Origin of the sequence: Mesorhizobium sp. M0019 (assembly GCF_040323975.1) — a bacterium.
Classification (GTDB): domain Bacteria; phylum Pseudomonadota; class Alphaproteobacteria; order Rhizobiales; family Rhizobiaceae; genus Mesorhizobium.
Genome location: NZ_JAMYVK010000050.1, coordinates 30657 through 50027, shown reverse-complemented (window position 1 = coordinate 50027; position 19371 = coordinate 30657). Strand labels below are relative to the sequence as shown.

The following is a 19371-nucleotide window of genomic DNA, read 5'->3' as shown; positions in this document are numbered from 1 at the left end:
CACCGCGCTCGCGCAGCCGCCCCCAATCCGTTGTCCCCACTGCCGCGGAACCCTCTCCGCTAAAAATCTGCCAAAGTAGTGCTAGTTTCCGTCCACAAACGTCAAACTATTGATTTTATTGCCGAAATTGTGACTTTGCGCAGGCAAGGTCCGGCGGTTTCAGGTACACTTTGGTCTCATGCCACTGATTCCAAAGCACAATCTGCAACCGCCGGAGCCGACAATGCGCCAAGAACGCACCGTCCAAGGCAGTATATTCGATGTTTTCGCCACACACGAGATCGGGCACGAACTGAAGGCGATGTCGCAGTGGCTGGACGAGCACCACGATCTGCTTGGATTGGTGGCGCGAGACTTGGTTCGGTGCAGCGTCAAGGCGACCGGACGGCAAGGCCTACCTGCCGAAGCGGTCTTACGTTGCGCGCTTCTGAAGCAATACCGGCAGTTGACCTATCAAGAGCTGGCATTCCATCTTGAGGATTCAGCATCATTTCGAGCCTTTGCGCGGCTGCCGTGGTCCTGGAGCCCGCAGAAGTCGGTGCTGCAAAAGACGATAAGCGCGATCCGGCCCGAGACCTGGGAAGAGATCAATTGGGCACTGCTGTCGAATGCCCGGCAGGCAAAACTGCAAGATGGCGCTGTCGTGCGGCTGGACAGCACTGTGACCTCAGCGCTCATGCACGAACCAAGCGACAGCAGCCTGCTGTGGGACGCAGTCCGGGTCATGGTGCGCCTGTTGAAGCACGCTGATAGCTTGATCGGCAGCGCAGGTTTGGCATGGCGCGATCATTGCCGCGCGGCCAAGAAGCGTGCCCGCAAGATCCAGTTCACACGTGGTCGACCCAACCGCGTCGAACTCTACCGTGAACTGATTGCGATCACCCGCGCGACCTTGGCCTATCTGCGGCAGGCAGCCGCGCAATTGGCCGTGGCGAGCAATCCGCTCGTTGAACTCTGGCAAGCCCAACTCTGTCACTATCGGCCGCTGATCGAACGCATCATCACACAGAGCGAAAGGCGAGTGTTGGCCGGCGAACCGGTGCCGGCCAGCGATAAACTGGTCAGCCTGTTCGAGCCCCATGCCGATATCATCGTCAAAGGCATCCTCGGATTCCGGCCATAAGATGCATCACTACATGGACACGGCAGAGATTTGCGACGAAGCCCAATATCGAATGGTTGAAATCGAGCGTTATGCAGACGTGATTTTCCGGTTCCGCCTTGGGAACAAACGTCGGCTGTGGGGCCATCGCATAGTCCAGATGGCCGCGGATTTCGCGCACGCTCATGCCGCGTGCATACATTGATACGATCTTGGCGTCGAAATCGGGAAAGCGGCGCTGATACCTGGCGATCAGCTTCGGGTCGAAGGTTCCCGCCCGGTCGCGCGGAATCGACAGCGTCATCTTCGATGTGCCGGTCAGCACCGTCTTCGTCGAATGGCCGTTGCGTCGATTGGCGCCGCCCTCGGCGCGTTCGTCCTTGAGGTGCTCGTCAAGCTCGGCCTTCAATATCCGCTCCGACAGCGCCTTCTTCAGGTCGTCCAGCAACCCCTCCTTGGCAAACACCTCATTCGGATCGCGGCCCGCAAGCAGCTGGTTCAGAAGTTCCTTCTCGATAGCCATGTGATGATTCTCTCCTTTCCATCATCATGACCTCGCGCACAGAATTCCTGACAGTCCCGACAAACTGCGATCCTGCGGAGTAGCCAGGCGCCAGGTCATGCCGGAAGTCGTACACTGGAGCCACAAGGGCCCCAACGACCGGGCGGAGAACTCGCATCCGCCCGGCCTTCGGCGATTTCGAAGCTCATCTGCCACTCGCTTGATCCCGCTGCCCGGCCAGCGATGGAGCCGGGCTACTCCAGCACAGACTCTGCCCGTCGATCACCTCGATCGGCACGGACTCCAGACCGACATCGTCGAACAGCCGCGCATTTGACCGCGTTCGCAAATTAATGGCCGGATCTTTGCGAAGCCTCCGCATTCTCGTGGGGGAAGCCCTCCCAGCCTCATCGTGATTGGACTTCACGATCGGTCGGAGTCACTCTGGCCGCAGGTATAAGAAGGATATGGGTGGGCCAACTATCGTCCGAATAGGAGGCTAAAATGAAGCACCAGACGCTTGAGCAACTGCAGATCGTCGCCGAGATCGATCAGGACTGCCTGCGCCAAACCATGTCGCGCAGCGAACGTCTTGAACGCTGGGCGGAGCTCCTTGAACGGAACCCTGACCGGCGCCTCTCGACGCTGCACCAGACCGAGTATCAGCCGATTAGAGCACGCGCGGCCATGCGCGGCGACGGCTCGCCGATCGCAGTCGCTTTCGAGGATCCTGTCCTCCGCGCCGCCGGGTTGGAAAACGACAACTACGGCGAAGCGAAGCGGTTCTTCGAGCTGACCGACGGGCAATTGCATGAGATCATCTGCTATTGTCATTTCGGCGCGACGGTGAGCGCCGCAACGGCCGCCCGTCACATCCGTGCGGCGGTTGCCGGGAGACAGCCCGGCATGTTCGCTCGGATGCGTGAGGCGTTCGTCGGATAAAGCCGGCGCCGTTTCGCAGCATCATTTTTGAAGCGGCTCGCATGGAAAGCCGCCGCCGTAGCGCAGGCAAGCGCTCCCCACGCCGGGCCGGTGGGTGATCTCCGACGCAGCCGAAAGCACGTTGCGGGCGCTTGGCGAGCGCAATGACATCATCAAGACCATGCACCGGGCGCTGGAAGAGCACGGCCTCCCCAGCAGCGGAGCCCGGGCCAATATGTTATGCACCGCCAGACCATCACCGGAGCCGGTCGTCGGCCGTGTGCTCGCCAAGGGTCTTGCCGGCGACGAGATGAGCGACAAGCTGTCGCTCGTCATCGATGGCGTCGACGGGCGTACTCACTATGTCGAGACCGGTAATGCGGCAAAGCTCGACGACATTCAGCGCGGCCATATCGTAGCGCTCGATCCGATCCTGCCGAAGGAGGAGCCGCGTGCGGCTGACCGCAACATCAGCGCAGCAGCGGGCGAGGATGGCATCTATCGCCCGAGCAGACACCTCGAAGCGATCCGCGAGACATTTTTGGAGCAGGGCAAGGACCCGGACGCCTTCGTCCGTTCGATGTTCGCCGTCTCGGAGCACTGCGCCGGGCCGGCCACGTCGAACGCACCGACGAAGACCACTGGCGCGTTCCGCAAGACCTGTCCGAGCGCGGCATCGCCTACGATGCCCGCAACCGCGGCAAGGACTTCTCCGTCCGCGTGCTCTCGATGCTCGATCTGACGCGCAGATCGGCAGCGACGGTGCCACCTGGCTCGACCGGGAGCTTATGGCCAGGACCCCTGTGCCGCTGGTGAGGTCAGGCTTTGGTCTCGACGTCGACAACGCTCTCGACAGACGGGCTGCCCAGCTCGTCAGGATGGACCATGCCGAACACGATGCGACCAGTGGGACGATCACCTTCTCGCGAGACCTTGTTGCCACGCTGGAGCGCCAGGAGGGTCGCGCGCGTCGGCAAGCAAATGGCCGCTGCGTGCGGCCTCACCTTCGCGCCCGTCCAGCCCGGCAACCATGTCAGCGGCACGCTCCTCGGCCCGATCAGTCTTGCCAGCGGGCGCTTTGCCATGCTGGACGATGGGCTCGGCTTTCGGCTCGTTCCCTGGCAGCCAATGCTGGAAGGGCGCATCGGCCAGCACATCACCGGCGTCGTGCAAAACAGCGGCGGCATCGACTGGAGTTTCGGCAGAAAACGCGGCCTGGGGATCGGGATGTGAGGGCCGGTCCAGCCAAACGCCGCAGGTGGGGCGAGAGCGGTAACTCTTGTCTGGCCCGCAATGAGAAGTTCGCGCCATCTGCAGATCTTCGTTGAGGACTGCGGCGATATGGGAAAGAGGATACAAAGCGGCCCTTGTGGGAGGCGTCCACGGCGTGACGGCCGGATTGAGGTGCGCGCCCGAGACGGCCCAACCGCGTAAGCTAGGGCGGTTACAGCGACGCCGAAGCTGAGGCCGATGCCCAGCGACCGCGCCGGCAGCAGCCCGCCAAAGCCGCCTGTCACCACTGACGCGCAGCCGATGAAGACAAGACAGAAGGTGCCGAAAAGCTCGGCGACGAACGCTTTCATGATCGTATCCCTTGGAATTCTGAGGCCGCACTCTTCACGACTCGAGCCGAATTCAATGCGCCGCTACGGCCATGGACCGGCGGTGTGCAGCTAGATTTCTACCCTACACGGACGGATAGAATACCAAGCGACGCGCTCGCAGGGTGGCGTCAGACGCTGTGGGGGATTTTATCGATCGAGACCCGATGATCCTGAACTTCGCGCAGGCCCGGGATATTCTCGGCCAGAACGCGCGATGCAGCCCGGTCCTCTTTGGACCGATAGGTACCCCAAAATGAACCGCCCCGACTGTCACTGTCACGTCGGAATCGCCGACCGATGACCACGGCGCAGCCCGGAGCGCCTCCAGGAGTTGATCCCGAATACTGCTGTTGTTGGCCGCGGTTCGGACGAGTGGGCTTTCTCTAGCAGTCGCCAGCGGCGATCCAGTCCGGACACTTCGGTGCTTCCGCCGCCCGCAATGCGCTCAGAAATCCATATCCATGTCGTGATGATGATGCTCGTGACCGGGAAGCTCCGGCGGCGGCGGGCCAGGCCCTTCGGCCACCATGACTTCCGTTGTAAGGAGAAGGCCCGCAACCGAGGCCGCGCCCTGGAGCGCCGTGCGCACCACCTTGGCCGGGTCGATGATGCCCTTTGACACCAGATCCCCGTACACGCCCGATTGGGCATCGTAGCCATAGGCGTTGTCGTCGTTTTCGAGGATCCCGGCGATGACGACCGAGCCTTCCAGGCCGGCATTGATCGCGATCTGCCGAGCCGGCCAAGTGATCGCCTTCCTGACGATCGCGATGCCGACCTGCTGGTCCTCGTTGCCGCCCTTGAGCTTCTTGAGCGCCCTGCCGGCGCGCAGCAAGGCGACCCCGCCGCCCGGGAGAATGCCCTCTGCGACCGCGGCTCTTGTCGCGTTCATCGCGTCATCGATGCGATCCTTCTTCTCCCTGACCTCGACTTCGGTGGCACCGCCGACCCGGATCACGGCGACGCCACCGGCGAGCCTGGCTAGCCGCTCCTGGAGCTCCTCGCGGTCGTAATCGGAGGTGGTTTCCGCAAGCTCGAGCTTGATCTCAGCGATGCGGGCCTCGATGCTTGCCCGCTTGCCGGCGCCGCCGACGATCGTGGTGTTTGCCTTGTCGATCATCACCTTCTTGGTGCGCCCGAGCATATCGAGGGAAGCATGCTCGAGCTTGATGCCCAAATCCTCCGAGATCACCGTTCCGCCGGTCATCAGCGCGAGATCCTGCAGCATCGCCTTGCGGCGGTTTCCGTAGGCCGGCGCCTTGACTGCTGCAACCTTGAGAGCGCCGCGCAACTTGTTGACCACCAGCGCCGCAATCACCTCACGCTCGACATCCTCGGCGATGATGAGCAGCGGCTTGCCGGCCTGCACCACCTTCTCCAGCAGTGGCAGTATTTCGTTCAGGCTGGACAGTTTCTTCTCGCTGATGAGGACATAGGCATCCTGCATCTCGACCTGCATCTTTGCGCGATTGGTGATGAAATGGGGCGAGATATAGCCGCGGTCGAACTGCATGCCCTCGACGAATTCGAGTTCGGTTTCGAGCGACGTCCCGTCCTCGACAGTGATCAGGCCGTCATTGCCGACCCTCTTCATGGCGTCGGCTAGGCAGCGGCCAATCTCCCTATCGCCGTTGGCCGAGATGGTGCCGACTTGCGCAATCTCGACGTTCGAAGTGACCTTCGTGGCGTTGTTCTTGAGTTCCGCGACGACGGCTTCGACCGCTAGATCGATGCCGCGCTTCAGGTCCATGGGATTCATGCCAGCGGCCACCGCCTTGGCGCCCTCCCGGACGATCGCATGCGCGAGCACGACGGCGGTGGTCGTGCCGTCGCCGGCCTGATAGGAGGTTCTTGTTGCGATCTCGCGCACCATCTGGGCGCCCATGTTCTCGAACTTGTTGTCGAGTTCGATTTCCCTGGCGACGGTCACGCCGTCCTTCGTGACCCGCGGCGCGCCGTGCTCCCTGCCGATCGCGACGTTGCGCCCTAGCGGGCCAAGCGTGACGCTCACCGCATTCGCCAGGGTGTCAATGCCGCGCAGCATTCTGTCGCGAGCCTCGAACGAGAACATGACTTCCTTGGCAGCCATTTCCTTGAACCTTAAGACCCAATCTTCGGGGAGCGTCCGGGCAAGCCGAAGCCTCATTCGGCCGCTCAGGCGAGATTGTCCCGTGGCAGCCCGAGCCGATTCCAGACATCGGACAGAGCTGCCGCGAGCCGATCAATCATGATGTCCTCATGACAGGGTGTCGGCGTGATGCGCAGCCGCTCAGCTCCCTTCGCCACGGTCGGATAATTGATCGGCTGGATATAGATGTCGTGCTCGCTCAGCAGCAGGTCGCTCGCCGCTTTGCAATGCATCGGATCGCCGACTGCCACCGGAACGATATGGGTGTCGCCCAGGATGACCGGCAGCGCAGCGGCCCCCAGCGCCGCCTTGACCCGCCGGACGCGGTCCTGCTGGCGCTTGCGCTCCCACTGCGAGGTTTTCAGATGCCTGATCGTCGCTGTGGCCGCGGCGCAGATCGCCGGCGGCAACGCGGTGGTGAAGATGAAACCCGGAGCATAGGAACGAACCGCATCGATCAGCACAGCACTTCCCGTGATATAGCCGCCGAGGCAGCCGAAGGCCTTGGCGAGCGTGCCTTCGATCACATCGATCCGGTTCATGGCGCCGTCGCGCACAGCGATGCCGGCGCCGCGAGGGCCGTAAATGCCCACAGCATGGACCTCGTCGAGATAGGTCATTGCGCCGTAACGATCGGCGATATCGCAAATGCGATTGATTGGCGCGACGTCGCCGCCCATCGAATAGAGACTTTCGAAGACGATGAGTTTTGGCCGATCCGGACCCGCCGCCTTCAACAATTCCTCGAGATGATCGACGTCGTTGTGGCGGAAGATGCTCTTCGCCTTACCGGACCGGCGGATGCCCTCGATCATCGAATTGTGGTTGAGCGCATCGGACAGGATCAGACAACCGAGGATCAGCTTGGCGATGGTCGAGATGCCAGTCTGGTTCGAAACATAGCCGGACGTGAAGACCAGTGCCGCCTCCTTGCCGTGGAGGTCGGCAAGCTCGCCCTCGAGCTCTACGAGCGGATGGCTGGTGCCGGAGATATTGCGCGTCCCGCCGGCCCCCGTTCCCAGGCGGGTAGCAGTCTCCACCATGGCGGCGACCACCTTTGGGTGTTGCCCCATCGCGAGATAGTCGTTGGAGCACCAGATCAGGACGTCCTTCGGTCCACGCGGGGAATGCCACACGGCATTGGGAAAGCGTCCGGCGATGCGCTCCAGGTCCGCGAACACACGGCAGCGCCATTCCCCCTGCAGACGCGCGATCGCATCCGCAAAGAAACCGTCATAACTCCTAATGCCTGGCTCCAAGATACCGCCTTGCCCATCGGCCATATCGCCCGCATCTCCGGTCATCGGAGGTCCAAATCGCCGCGGCGCAATGACGTTCTTTACGCCGCCAGGTTTGCCGGTGTGCAACGCTGTGGGTTCCGCCATCGCCCGATTCCCCTGCTTGCATACGAATTATGTCGAAGCGCGATGCGCGCCGATCCCGCTTGCATCGTTCCTCACGACCCGCGTTCAGGAAGGTCGAAGTTGAGCTGCAACATTCGCGCTATGTTTATCAGAATCGTCTCGCAGACCTTATCTTGATTAGGATCCAGATATTTGACAGTCCAGTTTGCCCCGTTCTCCTTGGTTTCGAGCCGCTGAATCACAAAATCGGTGACGTCCCCGCATCCCGGCTCCTTATGAAGATCCGCGAGGATCAATGCCTTAAGCTCCGAAGCTTCCTTTGTATGTCTTTGCATTGCCGCTCTCCTTCCGGAAGACAACTTTCTATGGATCGATCAACTGCATAATCGTGATCTCCGTCATCCCAGGGATCGTGTCATCGCACCAGTTCACCCAACCTGACGGCAATGCCGCTGCTTGGTGTGTCAGAGTCTAGCCCCTCCACGAATTGCCCCTGCGGGTTCATGATGTAGATGTGGGTGCCGTGATCCATTAGGTAGTCGCCACCGCCCGCTTCGCCCTGGCGCGCCACGCCGTAGGCGCCATATGCCTCCGAAACCGCAGCGATTTGTTGTGGGCTGCCGGTCAGCCCGACGAGGCGCGGATCGAACGCCGCGGTAAAGCTTCCCATCACCTCAGGCGTGTCGCGTTCGGGATCGACGGTGATGAAGAGCGGTTGCAGTTTTGCGGCGTCGGGGCCGAGTTCCTCAATCGCCGCGGCGATTTCGGACAGAGTCGTCGGACAGATGTCGGGACAAGACGTATAGCCAAAGAAAACCAGCAGCCATTTGCCGCGATAAGTCTCATCGGTGACCGTCGTTCCGTCCGGCGCCGTGAGCGTGAATGGGCCACCGACGGTCACAGGCGCCGTGTCAGCTCGCACGAGCGGTTGGAAGATCGACAGGGCCGCTGCGAATATGATGCAGAAGAGGGTATGCGGACCGTAGGCCCAGGGGCGGAGGAGTCCATGCCGTCGCTTCATCAAGTACCTCCGGCACTTCGAGAATGACGCGCCAAAACCCCCGCGTGTGTTTGTGATTAACAAACTCGCCTAAACCGCCCCACTTTATCATATTTTGTTGCTGGATGGCTAGACATGGCACTGGTTTGGCTCTATTTTTAAAAGTTGCCCCTCATCTCTCTTGAAGGAGGTGGCTTTTATGACGATTCGCGAATTGATGAGCGGACTAGCGGCCATCGCTTTCGTTGCGACAATGTCCGCGCCTGCGCAAGCCTACGAAGTGGGTCCGGTCACGGGAGGCGGAACGGTCGAGGGTACGATCGTCTACCGCGGCGATGTGCCGACAACAAAGATCATCCCCACCAAGAATATCGAGGTGTGCGGCGACCCCCGCGAGGAGCCGCTGATCGAAGTCGGCAGCGATCAGGCCGTGCTGAACGCGGCGGTGCAGCTGGTCGACGTGGCACAGGGAAAGGCCTGGCCGCAGCCCGGAAAGCTGCCTGAGCTTAACAACCTCAAATGTCGCTTTGAGCCCGCGGTGCAGATGATACCGGCCGGATCGTTGGAGGTGGTCAACAGCGACCCAGTGCTCCACAACACCCACGGCTATTATGGCAAGCGCACCGCCTTCAACGTGGCGTTGCCCAATAAGGGCCAGCGCATACCGGTCGAACTGAAGCGTGCCGGCACTGTCCGCATCGATTGCGACGCGCATGGCTGGATGGAGGGCTGGGTCTATGTGGTGGACAATCCTTACTACGCGGTCACCGGCGCCGATGGCAAATTCAGCATAACCGATGTTCCGCCTGGGGAATACAAGCTCGTGGCGATCCATCCCTTCACCGGGCCCATCGAGCAGCCTGTAACGGTAGAGGAGAATAAGGCCACCAGTCTGACGATTGAACTGAAAAAATAACAAAATGGGCGACCCACTGATTCAACAGGGTCGCGTTCCTGCGAGAAGACCGACGCTTTAAGAAACGGTCTGCACTGAGGAGGAACCCTGATGTCTGACGAGCTTGACCGCATTCGGCGCGAAATGCATGCGGTGCTGCAGCAGCCTGGCGTCCGCCCCGACGACTCGCTCCAAATCACCCGCCGCACCTTCATTCACAGATCGCTGCTGTTCGGCGCTGCTTCCGTCGGCCAGACCTTCGCGTGGTGGCCGCTGCTCAACACCATCGACGTCGCTCACGCCGCCGAAGCGCCCTTCAAGTTTGCCTGGATTTCGGACACCCATCTCTACGAGAGATCCCTCAACACGCGCTTCGTCGACAAGGTGGTGCGCGCGGTGCAAGAGGTCCAGGCCATGGATCCGCCGGCCGACTTTCTGATCTTCGGCGGCGACCTGGCCCAGCTCGGAAAGATCGAGGAACTTGAGCTTGGCGTTGAGCTCCTCAAGGATCTGACGATCAAGAAATACTACATCCCGGGCGAGCATGACTGGTATCTGGATATGGGCAAGAAGTGGGGCGAGTTGTTCGGCCAACCCAACTGGACCTTCGATCACAAGGGCGTGCGCTTCATTGGGCTCGATACGGTCAGCCGGGGACCGGACTACTGGACAGCGAAGAAGATGACGCCAGAGGAGCGCATGGGCCATATGGCTACCCTCGACGGCACGGTTGCCGGCGCGTGGGCCGGCGTCGGCCGCGACCAGCTCGACTGGATGCAGAAGACACTCGCCGACTGGGATAAGTCCAAACCGATCGTCATCTTCAGCCATAATCCGCTGTACGAGTACTACCCGCCCTGGAACTTCTGGGTGCGCGACTGGCGCGAAGTGAATGACGTGCTGAAGCCTTATACCAAAGTCACCAACATCCACGGTCATGTGCACCAGGTGCTCTACAACGAGATCGGCAGCATGCGCTCGATCGGCATGCTGGCGACCTCCTGGCCGTGGCCGTATGCGCCGGAAGGCCTGCCCAAGCTTACCAAGCCGATGATCCGTGTCGATCCGGGCGATCCCTTCGACGGGGTCGGTTGGGAAACCGTGAACGTCAACGCCGACGATAAGGTCGATGTCGAGTACATCATGTGGGGCCGCAAGGAGGTGTTCGTCCAGTCGCCGGAGGACCACGACAAGAGCGTTGCGGAGGTCATACGGTCACGCATCGCCGACAAACAGTACCCATGGGCAAATCCATAAGGGCGGTGGCTATGATAAACACATCGACATTCCTCTGCATTCTGAGGCGTTCCACCGTCGCCGGAGCAGTCGTCGCAGCTGCCGTCGTCGGGCCGGCCAGTGCCAACAAGGATCCGGTGACGCCAAAGCAGCTGAAACTCTATCAAGAAGCGTTCATGGAGGAGGTCAGGAAAGGAGACCTCCTGTTCCATGGTGATGCGGCGATGAAGGAGCAATTGGGCGTCAAGCTGTCGAACACCGGGTGGGCCTGCGCCATGTGCCATCCGATGGCCTCCGATACCCACCCGCAGGCGTTCCCGAAATTCCAGGCGTCGATGGCCAAGTTCGCGACACTGCGCGACATGATCAACTGGTGCATCGAGAAACCGAGCCAGGGCGAGAAGATCGATCCCGAATCGGAGGCGATGAAGGCGCTCGAGGCGTACATCACCTGGTCGAACAGCGGCTCGGTGTTGGTGCCAGGCAAATACTAGTCTCATCGATAGCCGGGGGCACCGGCTTCAGGGAGCGCGAAGCGAGTCCGCCATCGTAGTGACACCTCGATGGGGAACGGTGGGCTTAAAGCAGTCGTGCGGCCCGGGAACCGCGCGGGAAGGGCTATGCGTTGGCAGAGACTGGGATGGTGCTGCGCGGCAAGTTCGCGAATGTGGACCTGGATGCGCTGGTCGACAACCGGGTCGTGCGGACCTGGCTTTATTTCGGCATGTTCTGGCTGATGGTGACGCCATCCGTCGGCGTCATGATCTCGGGCACCTTCAACTACCCCGACTATCTCGGATCGGGGAACCTCGAGCTCACCTTCGGCCGGCTGCGCCCGGTCCACGTCAACGGTGTCATCTTCGGCGCCTTCTCGACGCTTTTCATCGGCCTTTGCTACTATCTCGTGCCGCGTCTGTCGGGGGTGCGGGTGATATGGTCGGAGTGGTCGGTTCTTCTCGCATGGGTCTGGAACGTCGCAACGCTTGCCGGTTTGGTCGGCTTGCTGCTCGGCGACAGTGACGGTTTGGAAGCCGGAGAGCTTCCGCTCTACGCGAAGCTCGCATTCTTCATCGTGATGGCTGTTGCTACCGCGCAGTTCCTGATCACGATCAGTCGAAGGCTCGAGCCGGCGATCTATGTCGCGCTATGGTACCTGATCGCCACTTTCGTGTGGACGACGATGAACTTCGTGCTTGGAAGCTTCATCCTGCCATACACGATCTCGGGCATCAACAGCGCCGCCTTCCATGGCCTCTATCTCCACTACATCGTCGGGCTGTGGATAACGCCCGCGGGCTACGTGATCATCTACTATTTCCTGCCGGTCAGCGCGCGAAATCCGCTCTATGCCCATAAGCTCTCGCTGGTAGGCTTCTGGTCCCTGGCACTGTTCTACCCGTTCGTCGGCATTCACCATTACCTCTACAGCCCGATCGCGGACTGGGCCGAGACCTTGGCCATCGTCACGTCGATGCTGCTGATCATTCCGGTGTGGACGGTGCTGGTGAACTTCTTCGGCACCATGATGGGCAGGTGGCATGAGTTCGGCAGGAACTTGCCGGCGAAGTTCCTGATCATGGGCTCGCTCATGTATCTCGTCGGCTGCTTCCAGGGCTCGACCGAGGCGCTGCGGCAGCTGCAGCAGCCGACCCATTTCACCGATTTCGTCATCTCGCATTCGCATCTCACCGTGTTCGGCACCTTCGTCGTCTGGGCGATGGGGGGCCTCCTCTATACTTGGCCGCGGCTGTTCGGGCGCGAACTCTGGTCCTTCAAGCTCGGCAACTGGTCGTTCTGGCTGATCACCGTCGGCATCACGACCATGGGCCTGGTCCTCACAGCGGGCGGGCTGCAGCAGGGTTATCAATGGATGAATGGGGTCGAATGGCTCGACTCGCTCGTCTGGATGAAGCCCTACTGGCTGGCGCGGACCCTGGCAGGCATCAGCATGGATATCGGTATGTCGCTGCTGGTGGTGAATCTGATGCTGACCGCACTGACCAGCCCGGCGACTGAGGCGCGACGCGCCCGCGGGCCGGTGGAGGCGCCTATCCCGGCCCCGGCGGGAGGGCCCGCGCAGTGAACGTTCGCTTCTTCGCGCTGTTCGCCGGCGTCTTCTGTATCACCCTTGCGGTGATCACGCAGGGCGTGCTGCCCTTCGTGGAGCCGTCCTCGCGAACTACGCGCGTGACCTCGGTGGTGCGCACGGATTTCGGCCAGCTGAAATGGACGGTTTCAGAGGCGACGGACTACACCGAGCAGCAGCGTCGCGGCCGCAACATTTACCTGCGCGAAGGCTGCTGGTACTGCCATTCGCAATTCGTGCGGCCGGTGACCGGCGAGATCCGCCGCTGGGGACCGGTCAGCGAGGCGGGCGAATACGCCTATGACGTGCCGCACCTGTTAGGCACACGCCGGATCGGACCGGACCTGACGCGCGTCGGCCTGAAATACAGCGACGAATGGCACCTGGCGCACTTCTACAATCCGCGGATGTTGGTGCCGGACTCGATAATGGCGCCGTATCGCGGCCTCTTCCACGAGCCCGATGCAGCCGTCCGTATCGTTGACGACGGCGCTGGCAATCGGACCCTGGAAAGGACAGAGGCCACCAAAGGCCTGTTCGACTTCGACAGCAAGCAAGCGATCCAGCTGACGCCCAATGCGTACGGGTTGCTGTTCGTGCCGCTGAAGGCGCGCGAAAGAAAGCCGATCATCCTGACGCCGAACGACGAATACACAGGCGAAACCGTCAGCATCGCGGCGGAGACGGAATCGCTGGCGGCGCTTGTTTCCTACGTCCAGAAGCTCGGCACGAACCGGGGTAAATGGCGCGATCTTTTCGAGCCGCAAAGCCTGGAGGTCATGGATGCGACGATGCCGCGCTCCGAGGAATGGATTGCTTATGGCAAGGAAGTCTATGAGCGCCGCTGCATCGGTTGCCACGGTGCCAAAGGCGACGGCAACGGGCCGGCCGCCACCTTTATGTTTAACCAGCGGCCCAGGAACTTCACGTCCGCAGTCTTCAAGTTCAGATTGACAAAGGAGCCCCTGCCCACGGACGGCGACATGCTGCGCACCATTACTCGCGGCATCCGCGGCACGGCAATGCCCCCTTGGTACGAACTGCCGCTCAACGATCGGCTGGCGGTGACCCAGTACATCAAGTATGAGCTAGCGGTTGACCGTTCCAATCCCGCCAGTCCTTACGCTTTCTTCGTCGAGGAACCGCCTGGCCCACCGTTGTATATCGGGCGCCCGCCGACCCCGTCCCAGACGATGCTGGACCGTGGCAAGGAGGTTTGGCAGGTAGCGAAGTGCTGGGAGTGCCACGGCCAAGGTGGCAAGGGCGACGGCGAGAAGGCGGCCGGCCTCAAGGATGATATCGGGTTCGCCACCGTGCCGGCCGACCTCACCAGCGGCCAGTTCAAGTCTGGCCCGGCCGTCGAAGACATCTTCCGGACGATAACTACCGGCCTCAGCGGCACGCCGATGCCGTCCTATCGGGATGCCTTTCCGGACGAGGACCGGTGGGCGCTTTCCTATTTCGTGGTGGCGCTTTCCGCCTATAAAGACCCGCTCTCGCTGCAGCCGCTGTCGATCAAGAAGGAGGCCCGCGCGGCGCTGAACGATCTGGAACTGGTCGCTGACAAGCCGGAGCGAGCCTATGTGCCCGATCCGTCGGTGCCGGCGTCCGGCCCGCCAGCTCCGCCTGGCGAGGAACAGGCGCCCGCCGGAGGTTAGCGCATGCTCGGTTTTGAAGTCACCGGACCCTATGCGGGCGCCATGCTGATGAGCCTGGCGGCCCTGTTCTTGTTCATCTGGGGCGTCCTGTCCGGCGCGTTGAGCGGCACCGACAAAGCCGCCAATGGGTTTTTTGAAAGGGAAATGGAGAATGAGCGATCTGCAGAGCAGCGATCCGGAGAGCCCGACGCATCCGGAACTGGATGTGCGTCAAAGCTCGCACCCTGAACTGGAGGACTATGCCGGCGGCCTGATACAGGCGCGTGTGGGATTCATTCCGCTATGGCTTCTCGTCGTCTACGTGCTGCTGTTCGCCTGGGGGCTGTACTACATGTATGTTTATTGGGGCGGGCTCGGGCCCGGCCGTCTGTTCTAAGTAGACGGTCGCAAGGGCTGGTAAGACAGGAGTGATGGAGACGATGATAGCCAAAATTCTCCTTGGGGTCGCCGCATTGAACCTCCTTTTCCTGTGCTTCGAGCTGGCGATAAACGTGCTTCGTCTTTATTTCGGCTGACATAGGAGCAGCGGATGCTACAGGACACCGTCTTCAAGCTTGCTGACGCCGGCTTCCCGCAGATGCTTGGCTTCCTCATCTATGGCGGCTCCACCGTCGGCTTTATCCTCTTTCTTTTGTATCTTGTGCGGCAATAGGGCCGCGTCCGCGCCACTGTGCAAACGCCAATGATCTACTACCTCGTGATCTTCGCCGCTGGATTTGCAGGCAGCTTTCATTGCATCGGCATGTGCGGCGGCTTTGCCTGCGTGCTGGGCCGGGATCAGCGAGGGGGAGGCGCAACCGTCCTTCGCCACCTGCTCTATAATACCGGCCGATTGACAACCTATTGCTTTCTGGGCGGGCTCGCGGGCGCGATCGGTCAGGTCATCTGCACCACGCAAGGTCTAACGGCGGCGCCGCTCTTGAACGGCTCCCTCGACATCGCCCAACGAATTCTCGCGACCGTCGCTGGCCTGCTCATGATTGCCATGGCGTTGCAGTTCTTCGGCTTGCTGCAGGTCTTTCATCGCCTTGCGATCGGATTTGGCGGCAGCACATTTGCATTGTCCCTGCGCGGTCTGTTGACTGCCCGGAGCAGCGCCGCACCGCTTGCCTTTGGCGTTATCAACGGCTTCCTGCCATGTCCCCTGGTCTATGCCTTCGCCGCCCAGGCGGCGAGCACCGCCGGAGCGCTTCCCGGGTTTCTCGTCATGGCATGGTTCGGACTGGGAACCTTCCCCGCGATGTTGATGATGGGCGGCGTTGGCCGGATACTCGGGCCAGTCTGGCGGCGGCGCGGCGTGCGGCTGGCTGGTGGCTTTATTCTTTTGCTCGGTGTCATCACGCTCGGCCGTGGTCTCCTGCCTTCCGACGCGCATATCGGCCTTGCCTGGCTGGGCGGACATCCCGCATGACTGCGCATGGCGATATCCTCTGTAGCCATTGTTCGCTGCCCGTCGGCCTGCGCCCGATGGAGCGCAGACTCAACGGTGAGGCTTGCGCGTTCTGCTGCTACGGCTGTTGCATCGCCTTTCAGGTGAAGAGCGGCAGACACGAAGAGTGGGAAGCCGCCTGGCTTCTGATCCAGCTCGGCGTGGGAGGCTTTCTCTCCATGAATATCATGATGTTCAGCCTCCTCCTCTATTCGGACGCGTTCACCGGCGTCGATGCGGGCGTGCTGCCGTGGATTCACCTTTTGCTCTGGATCTTCGCGACGCCGGCGGTGGTGATTCTCGGCGGACCCTATCTGCGCGAAATGTGGCTCAATGGCATTCAGGGACGAGTGACGTCGTCGACACTCATCGTGCTTGGCGTCGCTGCCGCTTACCTCTATTCGGCATTTGCCGTGTTCGAGGGCAGCACGCATGTCTATTTCGACACCGCCGTGATGGTGCTGATGCTATTCACCGTTGGCCGCTATCTCGAGGCTGTTGGCCGCGCCAAGGCGGCGCGCGACCTCGAACCTCTTCTGGCCGCCGAAAGCGAGAGCGCGACCGTGATCGATGGCGCGGCAGAGATCCGCCGCCCGGTGCGGGAGGTGACGGCCGGCATGCTGGTGCGGGTCCGGCCGGGCGAGCGCATTCCGGTCGACGGCGTGGTTGTCGAGGGGGAATCGAACACCGATGAAGCCGTGATTACCGGAGAAAGCCGGCCAGTGACAAAGGGCGTGGACTCAAAGGTGATTGCCGGCAGTATCAACATCGACGGCCCGCTCCTGATCCAAAGCAGCGGTGACGGAACTGCAACCCGCTGGGCACAGATTTGCCGATCGGTGCGCGAAGCGCTGGGCCGTCGCAGTCCAACCCAGCGCCTTGCCGATCGCGTCGTTGGCGTGTCCGTGCCGCTCGTCCTCGCCCTCGGCGGGCTGACGATCGTTTACTGGGCGCAGTCATTGCCGTTGGATCGGGCGTTGCTGACTGGCCTCTCGGTGCTGGTGGTTGCCTGTCCTTGTGCCGTCGGCCTCGCTGCTCCGATGGCGACATCACTCGGCATCGGCCGGCTGGCGCGGCACGGCTGCCTGATACGCGACCCCGGCGTGCTCGAGATCCTCGCGCGTGTCCGGTTGCTCGCCTTCGACAAGACCGGCACCCTGACGGCGGGCAAAGCGCGTCTCGTCGGCGTCGACTGCCAGGAGATCGGCATCGACGAAGTACTGGCGCGCGCCGCCGGTCTGGAGCGCCATTCCGAGCATGGTCTGGCGCGGGCCATCGCGGCAGCCGCCGCTCAGCGCGGCATCACGCCGCTCGTCACCCGCGATGTCCGGACGGTTCCCGGCCGTGGCATCCGCGGCAGCGCCGAAGGCCGGCCCGTAGCGGCAGGGAACGGCAGATTGATGAATGATCTGGGCTGGCCGCTCCCCCCGTCGCTGACTGAGCGTGCGCGGTCGCTGGAGGCGAGCGGTCATTCGGTGGTCTATGTCGGTTGGGGCGAGCAGGTTCACGCCGTGCTGTCGCTCGATGATTCACCGCTTCCCGAGGCGCAGGCCGCGATCGCGGCCCTGCGTGAGCGCGGGCTCGACGCCACGCTGTTGACCGGCGACTTGGCGCAAGCGGCGGAGCGGATCGCGGCCCAGGTCGGGATCAAGGACGTCCAAGCGGGCCTTTCGCCGGAGGCTAAACGGCTGGCCCTGGATCGGCTCCGCCATGACCACGGTTCGGTGGCGATGGTCGGCGATGGACTGAATGACGGGCCGGTCCTGGCCGCCGCAGATGTCGGTATTGCCGTCGGCTCCGCCACCGATCTCGCCCGCGAGACTGCGGCGCTCGTGCTGCCTGCGGACGGGTTGTGGATGCTGCCCTGGATCGTCGACGTGGCCCGCGCGGTGCGCAGGACCATCTTGACCAACCTTATGTGGGCGTTCGGCTACAACCTCGTCGCCCTGACGTTCGCAGCATTCGGACTTCTGCAGCCAATCCTTGCGGCGGCGGTCATGGCCGGCTCGAGCATCCTCGTGGTGGTGAATTCGCTGCGGCTGGAGCGGCTGCCCGATCCTGTTGCAACGCTGATCCCGGAGCAACGATCCGGCGCCGAGGCGGAGCGCGCCCAGAATGGTGCCGGCATTTCCGCAATGGCCGGCCCGGCCGTCGAGCGGAGTTGAGTTACGTTTCAGCCAAACACGTCGTGCGTGAAGGCGTCGTACCAGCCTTCCGCGGCGCGCGCAGCCTGCCGGCGGATATCGGCGCTCTCGCCCACCTTGCTGACGAAGCTGATGACGCTCTTGAGCTTCCCGTCGACGGGCTTGAAGCTGATGGCGTTGCTGAACGCATCGTCGGGCGCGAGATAGGTGTAGCAGGTGTTGAACAAATGCGCCGGGAAACGCGCTGATCCGGTGAGATCGGCCGCGATGGCAAAGGCGCAGGCTTTGGCCTGGCTGTTGGCGCAGAAGGCGGATTTCGGCATATCTCCGCCGATGATCGCGTCGCCGACCAGATGGACGCCGGGCTGCAGCGCCGATTCGAAGGTGACCGGATCGACCGGACACCAGCCCGACTGATTGGCGAGCCCTGCCTGCTGCGCCAAGCGCCCGGCCATTTGCGCCGGGATGACATTGGCCACCGCGGCCTTGAATGTTGCTCCCGCGGTGATCACCGACCGGGTCTTCGCGTGGATCGCCGTGACCCCGCCGGTGAACTGGGCCGGTAGCCATTCGATCATTCCCGGATAGTGGCGGTTCCAAGCGTCCTGGAACAGGTCCTGCGCGTTGAAGCTGTCTTTCGAATCGAGGATCAGAATTTTGGCCTTGGGTTTGCTGCGCTGGAAATAGGAGGCGATGAGCGAAGCGCGCTCATAGGGGGCGGGCGGACAGCGAAACGGATTCGGCGGGACGACGATGACGAATAGGCCGCCCTCCTCCATGCTTTCCAGTTGCTGGCGCAACAGCTTGGTTTGCGGCCCTGCATTCCAGCCGTGCGGCATGATCTCCATCGCAGCTTCGTCATAGCCCCTAAGCGCCCGATCCCTGAATGCGATGCCCGGCGCAACAACGAGACGGTCGTAGCTGAGCTTCGAACCGTTGTTCAGCGCAACGGTTTTCGCCGCCGGGTCAATTGCTTCAGCGGACTCATGAACGACGGTGATGCCGTATTGCTTTGCCAGCGCTTCATAACCATGGCTGAGCGATTTGAACGGGCGGAGCCCGGCGAGATAGAGATTGCTGAAGAAGCAGGTCGTGTAGCTCTGCCGCGGTTCGACCAGGATCACCTCGATAGCCGTGGCGCTGACGGCGAGATATCTGGCGACCGTTGCGCCGCCGATGCCGCCGCCGATCACGACGACACGCGCCTTGGCCTGGCCCCGCGCCTTCGGCTGGTTGAGCGCCGTTAGCAACGCTGCTCCAGTCAGGCGGCCGAACTCGCGACGCGTCCAGAATTTCATGGCG

The 19371-nt window shown here is 62.1% G+C and carries 17 protein-coding genes and 4 pseudogenes; 15 read left to right on the top strand and 6 right to left on the bottom strand.

Features of this window, described 5'->3' with window-relative positions:
- Positions 1-223: 223 nt before the first annotated feature.
- Positions 224-1102, top strand: a pseudogene (locus NKK47_RS27955) (transposase); the annotation flags it as partial.
- Between the two features lie 154 nt (positions 1103-1256).
- On the opposite strand, the pseudogene NKK47_RS27950 reads toward NKK47_RS27955, so the two are convergent.
- Positions 1257-1625 (bottom strand): annotated as a pseudogene (locus NKK47_RS27950) (transposase); the annotation flags it as partial.
- Positions 1626-1683: 58 nt separating this feature from the next.
- Between NKK47_RS27950 and NKK47_RS27945 the strand changes: the two are divergent.
- The 5 genes and pseudogenes from NKK47_RS27945 to NKK47_RS27925 all read left to right on the top strand — a co-directional run.
- Positions 1684-1806: pseudogene (locus NKK47_RS27945) on the top strand (IS6 family transposase); the annotation flags it as partial.
- A gap of 302 nt (positions 1807-2108) precedes the next feature.
- On the top strand, positions 2109-2546 hold the full coding sequence (locus NKK47_RS27940; RefSeq protein WP_352579024.1) for a hypothetical protein: 438 nt from the start codon (positions 2109-2111) through the stop codon (positions 2544-2546).
- Positions 2547-2640: 94 nt separating this feature from the next.
- Positions 2641-3267, top strand: coding sequence for a DUF3363 domain-containing protein (locus NKK47_RS27935; protein ID WP_352579023.1), 627 nt, complete (start codon positions 2641-2643; stop codon positions 3265-3267).
- Positions 3162-3427, top strand: a pseudogene (locus NKK47_RS27930) (DUF3363 domain-containing protein); the annotation flags it as partial. The gene NKK47_RS27935 and the pseudogene NKK47_RS27930, both read left to right, overlap by 106 nt.
- The gene (locus tag NKK47_RS27925; RefSeq protein ID WP_352579022.1) at positions 3411-3758 is read left to right on the top strand and encodes a DUF3363 domain-containing protein; all 348 of its coding nucleotides are present in this window, start codon (positions 3411-3413) and stop codon (positions 3756-3758) included. The pseudogene NKK47_RS27930 and the gene NKK47_RS27925, both read left to right, overlap by 17 nt.
- An 816-nt stretch (positions 3759-4574) precedes the next feature.
- Here the strand turns inward: NKK47_RS27925 and groL are convergent.
- From groL to NKK47_RS27905, 4 genes are all read right to left on the bottom strand, one after another.
- Positions 4575-6218, bottom strand: a complete 1644-nt coding sequence (gene groL / locus NKK47_RS27920; protein WP_352579021.1) for a chaperonin GroEL — start codon at positions 6216-6218, stop codon at positions 4575-4577.
- Positions 6219-6283: 65 nt separating this feature from the next.
- Entirely contained in the window at positions 6284-7540 is a 1257-nt protein-coding gene (hemA, locus tag NKK47_RS27915) for a 5-aminolevulinate synthase (RefSeq protein WP_352579028.1), read from the bottom strand.
- A gap of 173 nt (positions 7541-7713) precedes the next feature.
- Positions 7714-7956 carry a hypothetical protein gene (locus NKK47_RS27910; protein ID WP_023718664.1) on the bottom strand — a complete coding sequence of 81 codons (243 nt, stop codon included), beginning with the start codon at positions 7954-7956 and terminating at the stop codon, positions 7714-7716.
- A gap of 80 nt (positions 7957-8036) precedes the next feature.
- Entirely contained in the window at positions 8037-8642 is a 606-nt protein-coding gene (locus tag NKK47_RS27905; protein WP_352579020.1) for an SCO family protein, read from the bottom strand.
- A gap of 196 nt (positions 8643-8838) precedes the next feature.
- Here NKK47_RS27905 and NKK47_RS27900 point away from each other — a divergent pair, with 196 nt between their 5' ends.
- From NKK47_RS27900 to NKK47_RS27860, 9 genes are all read left to right on the top strand, one after another.
- Entirely contained in the window at positions 8839-9537 is a 699-nt protein-coding gene (locus NKK47_RS27900; protein ID WP_502905062.1) for a carboxypeptidase regulatory-like domain-containing protein, read from the top strand.
- 90 nt (positions 9538-9627) lie between these two features.
- On the top strand, positions 9628-10773 hold the full coding sequence (locus tag NKK47_RS27895) for a metallophosphoesterase family protein (RefSeq protein ID WP_352579018.1): 1146 nt from the start codon (positions 9628-9630) through the stop codon (positions 10771-10773).
- Between the two features lie 11 nt (positions 10774-10784).
- Complete coding sequence (locus NKK47_RS27890) at positions 10785-11246, top strand: c-type cytochrome (protein WP_352450401.1); 462 nt, start codon at positions 10785-10787, stop codon at positions 11244-11246.
- 146 nt (positions 11247-11392) lie between these two features.
- Positions 11393-12835, top strand: a complete 1443-nt coding sequence (locus tag NKK47_RS27885; RefSeq protein ID WP_352579027.1) for a cbb3-type cytochrome c oxidase subunit I — start codon at positions 11393-11395, stop codon at positions 12833-12835.
- On the top strand, positions 12832-14496 hold the full coding sequence (locus NKK47_RS27880; RefSeq protein ID WP_352579017.1) for a cbb3-type cytochrome c oxidase subunit II: 1665 nt from the start codon (positions 12832-12834) through the stop codon (positions 14494-14496). Before NKK47_RS27885 ends, NKK47_RS27880 begins: the two co-directional genes overlap by 4 nt.
- 151 nt (positions 14497-14647) lie before the next feature.
- Positions 14648-14872, top strand: a complete 225-nt coding sequence (locus NKK47_RS27875) for a hypothetical protein (RefSeq protein ID WP_023718671.1) — start codon at positions 14648-14650, stop codon at positions 14870-14872.
- 153 nt (positions 14873-15025) lie between these two features.
- Positions 15026-15148, top strand: coding sequence for a hypothetical protein (locus NKK47_RS27870; protein WP_352579016.1), 123 nt, complete (start codon positions 15026-15028; stop codon positions 15146-15148).
- 30 nt (positions 15149-15178) lie between these two features.
- Positions 15179-15907 (top strand): sulfite exporter TauE/SafE family protein, encoded by a 729-nt coding sequence (locus NKK47_RS27865; RefSeq protein ID WP_352579015.1) that lies wholly within the window; start codon positions 15179-15181, stop codon positions 15905-15907.
- 56 nt (positions 15908-15963) lie between these two features.
- A complete protein-coding gene (locus tag NKK47_RS27860) occupies positions 15964-18090 on the top strand; it encodes a heavy metal translocating P-type ATPase (protein ID WP_352579026.1) in 2127 nt (708 codons plus the stop codon).
- Positions 18091-18098: 8 nt separating this feature from the next.
- Here the strand turns inward: NKK47_RS27860 and NKK47_RS27855 are convergent, their stop codons facing one another.
- Positions 18099-19367 (bottom strand): NAD(P)/FAD-dependent oxidoreductase, encoded by a 1269-nt coding sequence (locus NKK47_RS27855; RefSeq protein ID WP_352579014.1) that lies wholly within the window; start codon positions 19365-19367, stop codon positions 18099-18101.
- Between the last annotated feature and the right edge of the window lie 4 nt (positions 19368-19371).

Bases quoted from the DNA above. Each gene is read 5' to 3' on its own strand.
- NKK47_RS27940 (WP_352579024.1), top strand. From the start codon at position 2,109: ATGAAGCACCAGACGCTTGAGCAACTGCAGATCGTCGCCGAGATCGAT.
- NKK47_RS27925 (WP_352579022.1), top strand. From the start codon at position 3,411: ATGCCGAACACGATGCGACCAGTGGGACGATCACCTTCTCGCGAGACC.
- groL (WP_352579021.1), bottom strand. From the start codon at position 6,218: ATGGCTGCCAAGGAAGTCATGTTCTCGTTCGAGGCTCGCGACAGAATG.
- hemA (WP_352579028.1), bottom strand. From the start codon at position 7,540: ATGGCCGATGGGCAAGGCGGTATCTTGGAGCCAGGCATTAGGAGTTAT.
- NKK47_RS27910 (WP_023718664.1), bottom strand. From the start codon at position 7,956: ATGCAAAGACATACAAAGGAAGCTTCGGAGCTTAAGGCATTGATCCTC.
- NKK47_RS27905 (WP_352579020.1), bottom strand. From the start codon at position 8,642: ATGAAGCGACGGCATGGACTCCTCCGCCCCTGGGCCTACGGTCCGCAT.
- NKK47_RS27900 (WP_502905062.1), top strand. From the start codon at position 8,839: ATGAGCGGACTAGCGGCCATCGCTTTCGTTGCGACAATGTCCGCGCCT.
- NKK47_RS27895 (WP_352579018.1), top strand. From the start codon at position 9,628: ATGTCTGACGAGCTTGACCGCATTCGGCGCGAAATGCATGCGGTGCTG.
- NKK47_RS27890 (WP_352450401.1), top strand. From the start codon at position 10,785: ATGATAAACACATCGACATTCCTCTGCATTCTGAGGCGTTCCACCGTC.
- NKK47_RS27885 (WP_352579027.1), top strand. From the start codon at position 11,393: ATGGTGCTGCGCGGCAAGTTCGCGAATGTGGACCTGGATGCGCTGGTC.
- NKK47_RS27875 (WP_023718671.1), top strand. From the start codon at position 14,648: ATGAGCGATCTGCAGAGCAGCGATCCGGAGAGCCCGACGCATCCGGAA.
- NKK47_RS27870 (WP_352579016.1), top strand. From the start codon at position 15,026: ATGCTACAGGACACCGTCTTCAAGCTTGCTGACGCCGGCTTCCCGCAG.
- NKK47_RS27865 (WP_352579015.1), top strand. From the start codon at position 15,179: ATGATCTACTACCTCGTGATCTTCGCCGCTGGATTTGCAGGCAGCTTT.
- NKK47_RS27860 (WP_352579026.1), top strand. From the start codon at position 15,964: ATGGAGCGCAGACTCAACGGTGAGGCTTGCGCGTTCTGCTGCTACGGC.
- NKK47_RS27855 (WP_352579014.1), bottom strand. From the start codon at position 19,367: ATGAAATTCTGGACGCGTCGCGAGTTCGGCCGCCTGACTGGAGCAGCG.